This window comes from Streptomyces sp. NPDC054863, assembly GCF_053610825.1.
The window spans coordinates 1-13,351 of sequence record NZ_JBSGZD010000221.1 but is presented as its reverse complement, the minus strand read 5'-3'; the positions used below and the strand labels follow the sequence as shown (position 1 = coordinate 13,351).

At 70.5% G+C, this 13,351-nt stretch carries 10 protein-coding genes; 5 read left to right on the top strand and 5 right to left on the bottom strand.

The features are described from left to right. Positions 1-50 precede the first annotated feature (50 nt). Positions 51-1,007, bottom strand: coding sequence for a heme o synthase (locus tag ACWGIG_RS28905; RefSeq protein WP_453324630.1), 957 nt, complete (start codon positions 1,005-1,007; stop codon positions 51-53). A 359-nt stretch (positions 1,008-1,366) separates the two neighbouring features. On the opposite strand from ACWGIG_RS28905, the gene tkt reads away from it, so the two are divergent. From tkt to pgl, 5 genes are read left to right on the top strand one after another with little or no spacing between them, the layout of a single operon-like run. Then, on the top strand, positions 1,367-3,454 hold the full coding sequence (tkt, locus tag ACWGIG_RS28900; RefSeq protein ID WP_453324628.1) for a transketolase: 2,088 nt from the start codon (positions 1,367-1,369) through the stop codon (positions 3,452-3,454). A 39-nt stretch (positions 3,455-3,493) separates the two neighbouring features. Then, positions 3,494-4,612, top strand: coding sequence for a transaldolase (gene tal / locus ACWGIG_RS28895; protein WP_453324627.1), 1,119 nt, complete (start codon positions 3,494-3,496; stop codon positions 4,610-4,612). A 4-nt stretch (positions 4,613-4,616) separates the two neighbouring features. Further along, on the top strand, positions 4,617-6,140 hold the full coding sequence (zwf, locus tag ACWGIG_RS28890) for a glucose-6-phosphate dehydrogenase (RefSeq protein WP_453324626.1): 1,524 nt from the start codon (positions 4,617-4,619) through the stop codon (positions 6,138-6,140). Continuing rightward, a complete protein-coding gene (opcA, locus tag ACWGIG_RS28885; RefSeq protein ID WP_453324625.1) occupies positions 6,137-7,183 on the top strand; it encodes a glucose-6-phosphate dehydrogenase assembly protein OpcA in 1,047 nt (348 codons plus the stop codon). Before zwf ends, opcA begins: the two co-directional genes overlap by 4 nt. Then, a complete protein-coding gene (pgl, locus tag ACWGIG_RS28880) occupies positions 7,183-7,965 on the top strand; it encodes a 6-phosphogluconolactonase (protein WP_453324624.1) in 783 nt (260 codons plus the stop codon). Before opcA ends, pgl begins: the two co-directional genes overlap by 1 nt. Before the next feature lie 254 nt (positions 7,966-8,219). On the opposite strand, the gene ACWGIG_RS28875 is transcribed toward pgl, so the two are convergent. From ACWGIG_RS28875 to ACWGIG_RS28860, 4 genes are all read right to left on the bottom strand, one after another. After that, entirely contained in the window at positions 8,220-9,740 is a 1,521-nt protein-coding gene (locus ACWGIG_RS28875; RefSeq protein ID WP_453324623.1) for a PH domain-containing protein, read from the bottom strand. Next, positions 9,737-10,162: a PH domain-containing protein gene (locus ACWGIG_RS28870; protein ID WP_453324629.1), complete on the bottom strand. Its 426-nt coding sequence runs from the start codon at positions 10,160-10,162 to the stop codon at positions 9,737-9,739. Before ACWGIG_RS28870 ends, ACWGIG_RS28875 begins: the two co-directional genes overlap by 4 nt. A 112-nt stretch (positions 10,163-10,274) precedes the next feature. Then, positions 10,275-11,966 carry a glucose-6-phosphate isomerase gene (gene pgi / locus ACWGIG_RS28865; RefSeq protein WP_453324622.1) on the bottom strand — a complete coding sequence of 564 codons (1,692 nt, stop codon included), beginning with the start codon at positions 11,964-11,966 and terminating at the stop codon, positions 10,275-10,277. A gap of 50 nt (positions 11,967-12,016) precedes the next feature. Next, complete coding sequence (locus tag ACWGIG_RS28860; protein ID WP_453324621.1) at positions 12,017-13,228, bottom strand: MFS transporter; 1,212 nt, start codon at positions 13,226-13,228, stop codon at positions 12,017-12,019. Between the last annotated feature and the right edge of the window lie 123 nt (positions 13,229-13,351).

Sequence of the window (13,351 nt, the reverse complement as noted above, 5' to 3'; positions counted from 1 at the left end):
GGACACGTGGCCTTGACCACGTGTCCCGCCCGCCTCGGACGTACGTACCGCTACCAGCGCAGGAAGGGGTCCACGGCGACCGCCACGAACAACAGCGAGACGTAGGTGATCGACCAGTGGAACAGCCGCATCTCCTTGAGCTTCGCGCCCGTGACCTCCGCCTTGGCGCGCGACTGGAGGCCGTGCGCCTCCCAGAGCCACCAGCCGCCGGTGACGGCCGCGACCGCGGTGTAGAACCAGCCCGTGTAGCCGAGCGGCTGGAGCAGCAGGGAGACGGCGACCATCACCCAGCTGTAGAGCACGATCTGCTTGGCGACCGCCTTGTTGCCCGCCACGACCGGCAGCATCGGCACGCCCGCACGGGCGTAGTCGTCCTTGACCTTCATGGACAGCGGCCAGTAGTGCGGCGGCGTCCAGAAGAAGATGACCAGGAAGAGGATCAGCGCGGCCCAGGACAGCGAGTTAGTCACCGAGGACCAGCCGATGAGGACCGGCAGGCAGCCCGCGATGCCGCCCCAGACGATGTTCTGCGCGGTGCGGCGCTTCAGGATCATCGTGTAGACGACGACGTAGAAGAGCAGCGCGCCCAGCGACAGCGCGGCGGACAGCCAGTTGATCAGCAGTCCGAACCAGAGCGTGGAGATCACCGCGAGCGAGATGCCGAAGACGAGGCATTCGGGCGGGCTGACCATTCCGGTGACCAGCGGACGCTGCGACGTGCGGTCCATCAGCGCGTCGATGTCGCGGTCGATGTACATGTTCAGCGCATTGGCGCCACCGGCGGAGAGATAACCGCCGAAGCAGGTTGCCAGCACCAGCCACAGGTCGGGGACACCCTGCTCCGCGAGGAACATCACCGGAACGGTGGTGATCAGCAGAAGCTCGATGATCCTCGGCTTGGTCAGTGCCACAAACGCCTTGACCCTCGCGCCGGTCGGCCGATGGCCCCCCGGGCTGGGTGTCAAGGCGACCCCTGCGGGTCGGGACTCGACGGCCGTCACGCACACCCCTGACAGAGAATTCTTAAGCAAGCTCCGGACGTGAAGGCCCGGTAAAGACTTGCGCGTACCACGCCACTCTAGACGTTGCCCATACGTCGCCCTTCGCCGGGGTGGGGTCGTGTTGGGCCGTCCGTGAAGCAGCCGCGGGGTCCGGGTGCACCGGGAGTAGTGTCCCGATGTATACGGAAATGCGTTCGTCGAGAGGCGAACCCCGTTTGACGCGCGCACCCTGGTCACTGACGCGTCCGTTTTCCGCGGCGTGGACTCGAAATTTTGCGCGTTCCTGCGGGGGTAGGCTCGACAGCGCCCCGGTGCGGCGAACAGACACCGGGACCAAACATTGTGGAGAGGAGCCCTGACCCAGGGTGAGCACCAAGCCGACCACCACAGACCTTGAGTGGACCGAATTGGACCAGCGGGCCGTAGACACCGCCCGCGTCCTGGCCGCGGACGCCGTACAGAAGGTCGGCAACGGCCATCCGGGTACGGCAATGAGCCTGGCCCCGGCCGCGTACACCCTCTTCCAGAAGGTGATGCGGCACGACCCGGCGGACGCCGAGTGGACGGGCCGCGACCGCTTCGTCCTTTCCGCGGGCCACTCGTCCCTCACTCTCTACACCCAGCTGTACCTGGCCGGTTTCGGCCTGGAGCTGGACGACCTCAAGGCGTTCCGCACCTGGGGTTCCAAGACGCCGGGCCACCCGGAGTACGGGCACACCACCGGTGTCGAGACGACGACGGGCCCGCTGGGCCAGGGCGTCGCCAACGCGGTGGGCATGGCCATGGCCGCCCGCTACGAGCGCGGCCTGTTCGACCCCGAGGCGGCGCCGGGCGAGTCCCCGTTCGACCACTTCATCTACGCCGTCGCCGGTGACGGCTGCCTCCAGGAGGGCATCTCCGGCGAGGCGTCCTCGATGGCCGGCCACCAGAAGCTCGGCAACCTGGTGCTTCTGTGGGACGACAACCACATCTCGATCGAGGGCGACACGGAGACGGCCGTCTCCGAGGACACCATGAAGCGGTACGAGGCGTACGGCTGGCACGTCCAGCGCGTGGCGCCCAAGCCGGACGGCGACCTCGACCCCGAGGCGCTGTACGACGCGATCGTCGAGGCCAAGTCGGTCACCGACAGGCCGTCCTTCATCGCGATGCGCTCGATCATCGCCTGGCCCGCGCCGAACGCGCAGAACACCGAGGCCGCGCACGGCTCGGCGCTCGGCGACGACGAGGTCGCGGCCACCAAGCGCGTGCTCGGTTTCGACCCGGAGCAGTCCTTCGAGGTCGCCGACGAGGTCATCGCGCACACCCGTGAGGCCCTCGACCGGGGTGCCCAGGCGAAGGCCGAGTGGGAGAAGGGCTTCGCCGCCTGGCGCACCGCGAACCCGGAGCGCGCGGCCGAGTTCGACCGCATCTCCGCGGCCGAGCTGCCCGCGGGCTGGGAGGAGAAGCTCCCCGCCTTCGAGACCGGCAAGGGCCTCGCCACGCGTGCGGCATCCGGCAAGGTCCTCCAGGCGCTCGGCGCGGTCATCCCCGAGCTGTGGGGCGGCTCCGCCGACCTCGCGGGCTCGAACAACACGACGATCGACAAGACGTCGTCGTTCCTCCCCGAGGGCAACCCCCTCCCGGAGGCGGACCCGTACGGCCGCACGATCCACTTCGGCATCCGCGAGCACTCGATGGCCGCCGAGATGAACGGCATCGCGCTGCACGGCAACACCCGCATCTACGGCGGCACCTTCCTGGTGTTCTCCGACTACATGCGCAACTCCGTGCGGCTCTCCGCGCTGATGCACCTGCCGGTGACGTACGTCTGGACGCACGACTCGGTCGGTCTCGGCGAGGACGGCCCGACCCACCAGCCGGTCGAGCACCTGGCCTCGCTGCGCGCCATCCCCGGCCTCAACGTCGTCCGCCCGGCGGACGCCAACGAGACGGCGATCGCCTGGCGCGAGATCCTCAAGCGTTACACGAAGGTCTTCGGCAAGGGCGCCCCGACGGGCCTCGTGCTGACCCGCCAGGGCGTACCGACGTACGAGCGCAACGAGGGCGCGGCCAAGGGCGGCTACGTGCTGTTCGAGGCCGAGGGCGGCGACGCCCAGGTGGTCCTCATCGGCACCGGTTCCGAGGTCCAGCTCGCCGTCGAGGCGCGCGAGGAGCTCCAGGCCGCCGGCATCCCGACGCGCGTCGTGTCGATGCCGTCGGTGGAGTGGTTCGAGGAGCAGGACCAGAGCTACCGGGACAGCGTCCTGCCCCCGTCGGTCAAGGCGCGCGTGGCGGTCGAGGCCGGTATCGGTCTGACCTGGCACAAGTACGTGGGCGACGCGGGCCGGATCGTTTCGCTGGAGCACTTCGGCGCCTCGGCGGACGGCAAGGTCCTCTTCAAGGAGTTCGGTTTCACCGGCGAGGCCGTCGCGGCCGCCGCCCGGGAATCCCTCGCCGCCGCCCAGCGCTGACGCCCGTAGAGACACAGACCAGTAGGAGATGCAGAACTCATGACAGACGCACTCAAGCGCCTCTCCGACGAGGGCGTGGCGATCTGGCTCGACGACCTGTCGCGCAAGCGGATCACGTCCGGCAACCTCGCCGAGCTGATCGACCAGCAGCACGTCGTGGGCGTCACCACCAACCCCTCGATCTTCCAGAAGGCGATCTCGCAGGGCGACGGCTACGACGTCCAGCTGACCGACCTAGCGGCCCGCAAGGTCACCGTCGAGGAAGCCATCCGCATGATCACGACGGCGGACGTGAGGGACGCCGCCGACATCCTGCGCCCGGTCTTCGACGCGACGCAGGGCCAGGACGGCCGGGTCTCCATCGAGGTCGACCCGCGCCTGGCGCACAACACCCTGGCGACGGTCGCCGAGGCCAAGCAGCTCGCCTGGCTGGTGGACCGCCCCAACACGCTCATCAAGATCCCGGCGACGAAGGCCGGTCTGCCGGCCATCACCGAGGTCATCGGCAAGGGCATCAGCGTCAACGTCACGCTGATCTTCTCGCTGGAGCGCTACCGCGAGGTCATGGACGCGTACCTGGCGGGCCTGGAGAAGGCGAAGGCCGCCGGCCTGGACCTCTCCAAGATCCACTCGGTGGCGTCCTTCTTCGTGTCCCGCGTGGACACCGAGATCGACAAGCGCCTCGAAGGACTGGGCACGGACGAGGCCAAGGCCCTCAAGGGCAAGGCCGCGCTGGCCAACGCCCGTCTCGCGTACCAGGCGTTCGAAGAGGTCTTCTCGTCCGACCGCTGGGCGGCCCTCGACAAGGCGCAGGCCAACAAGCAGCGTCCGCTGTGGGCCTCGACCGGCGTCAAGGACCCGTCGTACAAGGACACGCTGTACGTCGACGACCTGGTGGCGCCCGGCACGGTGAACACCATGCCGGAGGCGACCCTGGAGGCCACGGCCGACCACGGGCAGATCACCGGCAACACCATCGCGGGCACGTACGAGCAGGCCCGCGCCGACCTCGACGCCCTGGAGAAGCTGGGCGTCTCCTACGACGACGTCGTGGCACTCCTGGAGACCGAGGGCGTCGACAAGTTCGAGGACGCCTGGAACGACCTGCTCAAGTCGACCGAGGCCGAGCTCCAGCGCCTCGCACCTTCGAAGGGCTGACCACTTGTCCAGCAGCAATCCGCTGCGTGACGCACAGGATCGACGGCTCCCGCGTATCGCGGGGCCGTCGGGCCTGGTCATTTTCGGCGTCACGGGCGATTTGTCCCGTAAAAAGTTGATGCCTGCCGTGTACGACCTGGCCAATCGCGGCCTGCTGCCGCCGGGCTTCTCGCTCATCGGCTTCGCCCGCCGCGACTGGGCCAGCGAGGACTTCGCGCAGGTCGTGCACGACGCGGTCAAGGAGCACGCGCGCACGGAGTTCCGCGAGGAGGTCTGGCAGCAGCTGATCCAGGGCATGCGCTTCGTGCAGGGCGACTTCGACGACGACGAGGCGTTCGAGACGCTGAAGTCGACGATCGCCGAGCTCGACCAGGCGCAGGGCACGGGCGGCAACTTCGCCTTCTACCTGTCCGTACCGCCGAAGTTCTTCCCCCAGGTCGTCCAGCAGCTCAAGAAGCACGGACTGGCCGACCAGCAGGAGAACTCCTGGCGGCGCGCCGTCATCGAGAAGCCCTTCGGGCACGACCTGGACTCCGCGCAGGAGCTCAACCGGATCGTGCACGAGGTCTTCCCGCCGAACGAGGTCTTCCGGATCGACCACTACCTGGGGAAGGAGACGGTTCAGAACATCCTGGCGCTGCGCTTCGCCAACCAGATGTTCGAGCCGATCTGGAACCGGTCGTACGTCGACCACGTGCAGATCACCATGGCCGAGGACATCGGCATCGGCGGCCGGGCCGGGTACTACGACGGCATCGGCGCCGCCCGCGACGTCATCCAGAACCACCTCCTCCAGCTGCTCGCGCTGACCGCGATGGAGGAGCCCGCCTCCTTCGACGCGGACGCGCTGGTCGCGGAGAAGTCCAAGGTGCTGGGCGCGGTCAAGATCCCCAAGGATCTCGGCCGGGACACGGTGCGCGGGCAGTACGCGGCGGGGTGGCAGGGCGGCGAGAAGGCCGTCGGCTACCTCCAGGAGGACGGCATCGACCCCAAGTCGAAGACCGACACCTACGCCGCGATCAAGCTGGAGATCGACAACCGCCGCTGGGCGGGCGTCCCCTTCTACCTCCGTACGGGCAAGCGGCTCGGCCGCCGCGTCACGGAGATCGCGGTCGTCTTCCAGCGCGCCCCGCACTCCCCCTTCGACCACACCGCCACCGAGGAACTCGGGCAGAACGCGATCGTCATCCGCGTCCAGCCGGACGAGGGCGTCACGGTCCGCTTCGGCTCGAAGGTCCCCGGCACCTCCATGGAGATCCGGGACGTGTCGATGGACTTCGCCTACGGCGAGTCCTTCACGGAGTCCAGCCCCGAGGCGTACGAACGCCTCATCCTGGACGTCCTGCTCGGCGACGCCAACCTCTTCCCGAGGCTGGAAGAGGTCGAGCAGTCCTGGCGGATCCTCGACCCGATCGAGCAGTACTGGGACACGCACGGCAAGCCCGCGCAGTACCCGTCCGGTACCTGGGGCCCCGACGAGGCGAACGAAATGCTCGCACGAGACGGACGGAGCTGGCGCCGGCCATGAAGATCGACCTGACGGACATCACCTCCAGCAAGATCAACAAGGCACTCGTGAAGGGACGGCGGGCCCTGGGAACCCCCGCCGTCGGCATGGTGCTGACCCTCGTCATCGTGACGGACGAGGAGAACGCGTACGACGCGCTGAAGGCCGCCAACGACGCGTCGCGCGAGCACCCCTCGCGCAAGCTCGTCGTCATCAAGCGCCCCTCGCGCTCGCCGCGGGACCGCTCGAAGGCGCGCCTCGACGCGGAGGTACGGATCGGCGCGGACGCGGGCACCGGTGAAACGGTGATCCTGCGCCTCTACGGCGAGGTCATCAACCACGCCCAGTCGGTGGTCCTGCCGCTCCTCCTGCCCGACGCCCCGACGGTGGTGTGGTGGCCGGTGAACGGTCCCGTGGACCCGGCGAAGGACCCCCTGGGCGCCCTCGGCCAGCGCCGCGTGACCGACACGTACGCCGCCGAGCAGCCGATCCACGAGCTGACCGCGCGCAGCGAGAACTACACGCCGGGCGACACGGACCTCTCCTGGGCCCGCATCACCCCGTGGCGCTCGATGCTGGCCGCCGCGCTCGACCAGGTCTCCACCCAGGTCACCTCGGTGGAGGTGGAGGGCGAGGAGTTCAACCCGAGCTGCGAGCTGCTCGCCATGTGGCTCGCGGACCGGCTGCACGTCCCGGTGAAGCGCACCCTCTCGTCCGGTCCCGGTCTGACGGCCGTACGGATGGAGACCAAGGACGGCCCGATCGTCCTGGACCGCGCGGACGGTTCGCTGGCCACCCTGTGCATGAGCGGCCAGCCGGACCGCGCGGTGGCGCTGAAGCGGCGCGAGACCGCCGAGCTCATCGCGGAGGAACTGCGCCGTCTCGACCCCGACGACACCTACGCCTCCGCGCTGAAGTTCGGCGTGGACCGGCTGGGCGCGGTCGTGGACAAGGCGGCGGACGCCGCGGCGTCGGAGGGGGACAAGCCCGCCGAGAAGGCCGACAAGCCCGCTCCGGCGAAGAAGGCCGCTCCCGCTGCCGCCAAGAAGGCGGCGTCCAAGTGATGAGCAGCTCGCCGCAGTTGGTGGTGCACCGGGACAAGGAGCTGATGGCGCAGGCCGCGGCTGCCCGGCTGATCACCAAGGTGGTCGACGCGCAGGCGGCCCGCGGTTCGGCCTCGGTGGTCCTCACCGGCGGCCGCAACGGCAACGGTCTGCTGGCGGCGCTCGCCACCTCACCGGCCCGGGACGCGATCGACTGGTCGCGCCTGGACCTGTGGTGGGGCGACGAACGCTACGTCCCCGCCGACGACCCGGAGCGCAACTACACCCAGGCCAGGGAGGCCCTGCTGGACTCGGTCCCGCTGGACCCGGCCCGGGTGCACGCGATGCCGGCGTCCGACGCGGAGTTCGACGACGCGGACTCGGCCGCGGCGGCGTACGCGGCGGAACTGGCCGCGGCGGCGGGCCCCGAGGACCACGGCCCCGTCCCCACCTTCGACGTCCTCATGCTGGGCGTCGGTCCGGACACGCACGTCGCGTCGCTCTTCCCTGAGCACCCGGCGGTGCGCGAGACGCAGCGGACGGTGGTGGGCGTCCACGGCGCCCCCAAGCCGCCGCCCACCCGCATCTCGCTCACCCTCCCGGCGATCCGGGCGGCCCGCGAGGTGTGGCTCCTGGCGGCAGGCGCGGACAAGGCGAAGGCGGCGGCGATCGCCCTCTCCGGCCCGGGCGAGGTCCAGGCCCCGGCCTCGGGTGCCTACGGACGCGCCCGCACGCTCTGGCTGCTGGACGCGGCGGCGGCGTCCGAACTGCCGCGGGCGCTGTACCCACCGGCGTCCGCCTGACGGCGCCTCTTGTACCGCGGCCCGGTACACCCCCCGCTCGGGGGTGTACCGGGCCGCGGTGCGTGGGGGCGAGCGCGTGCGGTCGCGAAAGGTCGCGCTGCGCGTGGGGGTCGGCGGTGTCGGCCGCCCGTCACGGCGCCAGGAGGGCTCGGAGGCAGGCTTCCAGGGGCGCGGGGAACTGCGCGACCAGCCACGACGCACCCGCACGAAGACCAACCGCCCCACCCCTTCGCACGCGGCGAAACACCCCGCCCCTACCCCCGCTCCAGAAACGGCCCCAGCAACCCCTCCACCGCCTCCTCCGCGAAGGCCAGCCCCTCCGACTCCCCCGCGTCGTAGACCGAGTACGCCCCGGCCCCGGCCGCGGTCGTGGCCATGACCGTGACCAGCCCCGCCCTCCGCTGGAAGACCGACTGCTTCACCGTGAAGCCGATCACCCCGTCCCTCCGCAGCGCCACCGTCGCCCGCCGCACCGACCCCGACCGCATCACCAGGTACTCCCCGGTCAGGCCGTGCCCCAGCGCGCGGTACGCGTCGACCGCCAGCAGCACCGCCACCGGCAGCATCACCACGGCCAAGCCCCCGGCCACGTACAGCAGCACGTCCGTCAGAAGCACCCCCAGCACCGCCAGTACCAGGGTCACTGCCAGTACCGCTCCCACCGACCACCGCAGCCGCCGCCCCCGCGCCGCGACGGGATGCGGCACCAGCCGGGCCGCCGACGTCGGTGCGACCGGTTCGCGCAGCACCCGCGCGGCCACCGAGTCCGCCAGCTCCTTCGGCACGGCCGGGACTAGGGTCTTGTGGTCCGCGTGCTTGTCGGAATCGCCCTCCGCGAGGCCCGTCGCCACCGCGTCCACCCGAGCGGCCCCGGCCAGCCTCACGCCCAGCGGTTCCACGACCTCGACGCCCCGCAGCCGCCGCTCCTCGATGGAGATCGACCGTGAGGTGAACAGCCCGCGCTGGACCCGCAGCGTGCCGCCCGGCTCGCGGTCGAGCCGGTAGCCCCACCACATCTCGACGAACAGCCCGAGCGCACCGACCACGCCCGCGACCAGCAGCGCCAACGCGAGCGTGGCGACCATCCAGACCACAGCGACCCCGCTGAACAGGTCACCCACCCACTCGATGACCCCCCGCTGCATGCCGACCCACTCGCTGCCCTGCATCACCGCGCCACCGGCCGCCAGGCCGAGCACGGGGGCGGCGACGGACACCGGCGCGTACCGGATCCAGCCGGGGTCGAGGGTGGCGAGCCGCCCGTCGGCGTGCTCCCCCTCGGCGGAAACAGCAGCCCTGCCGAGGAGTTCACGGCGCAGCCGGTCGGCCTCCTGCCGGGTGACCGGCTGCAGCACGAGGGTGGACTCGGCGCCGCCGTTGTGCTCGCCCGTCCCGATCCGCACCTTGACCAGGCCGAAGACGCGCAGCAGCGGATGTGCGGTCAGGTCGACGTTGCGGATCCGCTCGCGGGCCAGCGAACGCCGCTTCACCAGCAGCAGCCCGGTGTGCAGTTCGGCCCGCTCGGGGCCGATCCGGTACCGGGTGTGCCGCCACCGCACGTACTCCGCGCCCGCACTGCCCCCGATGAACACCACGGCCCCGCCCAGCACCCAGCCGAGCGCGGTCCAGAACCCGAAGGGCACGGTGAGGCCGATGACGGTGGGCACGCCGCCGCTGACGGCGATGCCGCCCATGATCAGCGCGGCGACGAGGACCGCGCGCCGGTCGAGCCGACGCCACTCGGGGTCGTCATAAGCAGACTTGTCGTCGCTCATGTCGCGTCCCCCGGCGTCGCCCCGGTGATCTCCGTCAGCCGCTCGGCGAGTTCGGCGGCCACCTCGTGGTCCAGCCCCTCGATCCTCACCGCCCCCTTGGCGGAGGCGGTGGTGACGACGACCGTGGCCAGCCCGAAGAGCTGCTGGAGCGGACCGCGCACGGTGTCCACGGTCTGGATCCGGGACATCGGCGCGATCCGCCACTCCTGCCAGAAGAACCCGGTACGGACGTAGACCGCGCTGTCCGTCACCTCCCACCGGTGCACCCGGTACCACCACAGCGGCAGGAACACCGAGACGGCCAGCCCCGGCACCGCGACGACGGCCGCGGGCAGCAGCAGCCAGAACCTGGCCGGGGCGATCAGGATTCCCAGGAGCACGAGGACGAGGACGGGCGGCACGACCAGCGCCAGCCACTGCATCTGCCACCAGCGGACGGACCGCGGGTCGAGCTTGTTGTTCGGCGGCCTGAGCCTTACGGCCCCCGTGCCTGTCCCCGTCACTGTCACCCCTTGTCAGTCGACACGCGGGGGCTCAACGACCCCGCATCGTACGGTACTTGTCCACCAGTGCGGCGGTCGAACTGTCGAGCTGCTCGCCGCCCTCGCCCTGGGTGAGCACCGGCTCGATCTTCTTGGCGAGGACCTTGCCGAGCTCGACGCCCCACTGGTCGAAGGAGTCGATGTTCCAGATCGCACCCTGGACGAACACCTTGTGCTCGTACAACGCGATCAGCTGCCCCAGCACCGAAGGCGTCAGCTCGTCGCTGAGGATCGTGGTCGTCGGGTGGTTGCCGCGGAAGGTCTTGTGCGGGACCAGCTCCTCGGCCACGCCCTCGGCGTGCACCTCGTCGGGCGTCTTGCCGAAGGCCAGCGCCTGCGTCTGGGCGAAGAAGTTCGCCATCAGCAGGTCGTGCTGGGCCTCCAGACCGGGCGTCAGATCGGCGACCGGGCGGGCGAACCCGATGAAGTCGGCCGGGATGACCTTGGTGCCCTGGTGCAGCAACTGGTAGTACGCGTGCTGTCCGTTGGTGCCCGGGGTGCCCCAGACGACCGGCCCGGTCTGCCAGTCGACCGGGTTGCCTTCACGGTCCACCGACTTGCCGTTGGACTCCATGTCGAGCTGCTGGAGGTAGGCGGTGAACTTCGACAGGTAGTGGCTGTACGGCAGGACCGCATGCGCCTGCGCGTCGAAGAACGCCCCGTACCAGACGCCCAGCAGACCGAGCAGCAGCGGCACGTTCTCCTCGGCCGGAGCAGTGCGGAAGTGCTCGTCGACCTGGTGGAAGCCGTCGAGCATCTCGCGGAACCTCTCCGGGCCGATGGCGATCATCAGCGAGAGGCCGATGGCCGAGTCGTAGGAGTACCGGCCGCCGACCCAGTCCCAGAACTCGAACATGTTGGCCGTGTCGATGCCGAAGTCGGAGACCTTCTCGGCGTTGGTCGACAGGGCCACGAAGTGCTGGGCGACGGCGGACTCGTCGGCGCCCAGCTTCGTCAGCAGCCAGTCGCGGGCGGACGTCGCGTTGGTGATGGTCTCGATCGTCGTGAAGGTCTTCGAGGCGACGATGAAGAGGGTCTCCGCCGGGTCGAGGTCGCGGACGGCCTCGTGCAGGTCGGCGCCGTCCACGTTCGACACGAAGCGGAAGCCCAGCTCGCGGTCGCTGAAGGAGCGCAGCACCTCGTACGCCATGGCGGGGCCGAGGTCGGAGCCGCCGATGCCGATGTTGACGACCGTCCTGATGCGCTTGCCGGTGTGGCCCGTCCACTCGCCGGAGCGGACCTTGTCGGAGAAGGCGGCCATCTTGTCGAGGACGGCGTGCACGGCCGGGACGACGTTCTCTCCGTCGACCTCGATCACCGCTCCGCGCGGGGCGCGCAGCGCGGTGTGCAGGACGGCCCGGTCCTCGGTGGTGTTGATCTTCTCGCCGCGGAACATGGCGTCGCGCAGCTCGGCCACCCCGGTGGCACCGGCCAGTTCGCGCAGCAGCCCCAGCGTCTCGTCGGTGACCAGGTGCTTGGAGTAGTCGAGGTACAGGTCGCCGACCCGGAGGGTGTAGCCGGTGCCGCGCGCCGGATCGGCGTCGAACAGGTCGCGCAGGTGCGTGTCGCCCAGCTGCTCCCGGTGCTTGCCCAGGGCGGTCCACTCGGGCAGCCGGTTCAGCCTGGTGCGGCCGCCCGTGCCCTGCGAGCCGCTCTTCGAGTCCATTGCGTTCATCTCGGACATCAGCCCTCTTCTACTCGTATCTGCATGCATCCCCCGCTGCCTCGTCCAACCTAATTGATCAGGGGTGCGAGTGAGGTCACGGCCAGCCCGAACAGGACGGCCGCCAGCAGGGCCGGGGTGTTCAGTCCCCAGCCCGCCGCCACCAGCCCGCCGAGCAGCGCCCCCAGCGGGGCCCCCGCGACGGCGAGCGTCCGGAAGGCCGCGCTGATCCTCCCCAGCATGGCCGCGGGGCTGCGCTCCTGCATCAGGGTCACCTGGTTCGCGTTCCAGACGGTGCCCATCAGTCCGAACACCGCCATGGCCGCGACCGCCACCCACAGCTCCCGCACCACCCCCAGGGCGACGAGGCAGCCGGTCTGCACCAGCCCGGCGAGGAACACGCTCCGTATTCGCCCGAGCCTGCGGGCAAGCCGGCCCGCAGCCAGTCCCCCGACCACGGCACCCACTCCGTACGCCGCGAGGACCGCCGCGTATCCGGCCTGTCCCGCGTCCAGCCAGCCGGTGACGTGCAGCACCAGCACGGCGATGAGGGAGCCCACCCCGATGTTGCACAGAGTGGTCGCGATGCAGAGGCCGCGCATCGGCCGGTCCGACCGGAGCACCTTGAGCCCCTCCGCGATCTCCCCGCGCAGGGTGCTGCCCGCCGCCCGGGGCTCGCGCCGCGGCAGCGTGGTCCGCAGCGAGGCGATCAGGACGGCCGCCAGTACGTACGTCGTCGCGTCCGCCGCGTACGGCACGGAGGGGCCCCAGATCAGCAGCACCGGCACCAGCGGGGCGGCCAGGAAGGTGCTCGCGATCTGCTGCCCGACCATCAGCCGGGCGTTGGCGGTGCCCAGCGCCCCGGCCGGGACGAGCGAGGGCAGCAGGGCCGTGGCCGCATTGTCGAAGAGGGTCTGGAGGGTGGTGAGGGCGAAGGCCACCACGATCAGCAGCGCGATCGACGCGTGCCCCAGCGCAACGGCCACCGCGAAGCCCGCCATCAGCACCCCGCGCAGGAGGTCGACGGCCCACATCGCCCGCCGCTGGTCGACCCGGTCCGCGACCGCGCCGCCGAGCAGTCCGAACAGCAGCCAGGGCAGGAAGCCGCACGCGGTCACCAGCGACACCAGCACCGGGTCGGCGGTCAGCGAGGCGGCGAGCAGCGGCATCGCGGCCCCGCGCAGCGAGTCGCCGAACCTGGAGACGACGGCGGCCGACCACAGCCGGCCGAACCCCCCGCGCCAGGCAGGCGCCTGCTCCTCCACCGCTTGCACCGCTGCCACAACTGCCCCCGTCCGCACTCCTGTTCATCTCGTGCAAGAACAGTACGGGGCAGCACTGACAATCGCGCCGACCAGCGGGAACAGCGGCGCACGCAACGACCGGCGCAAGCGGCGGCCGACAGA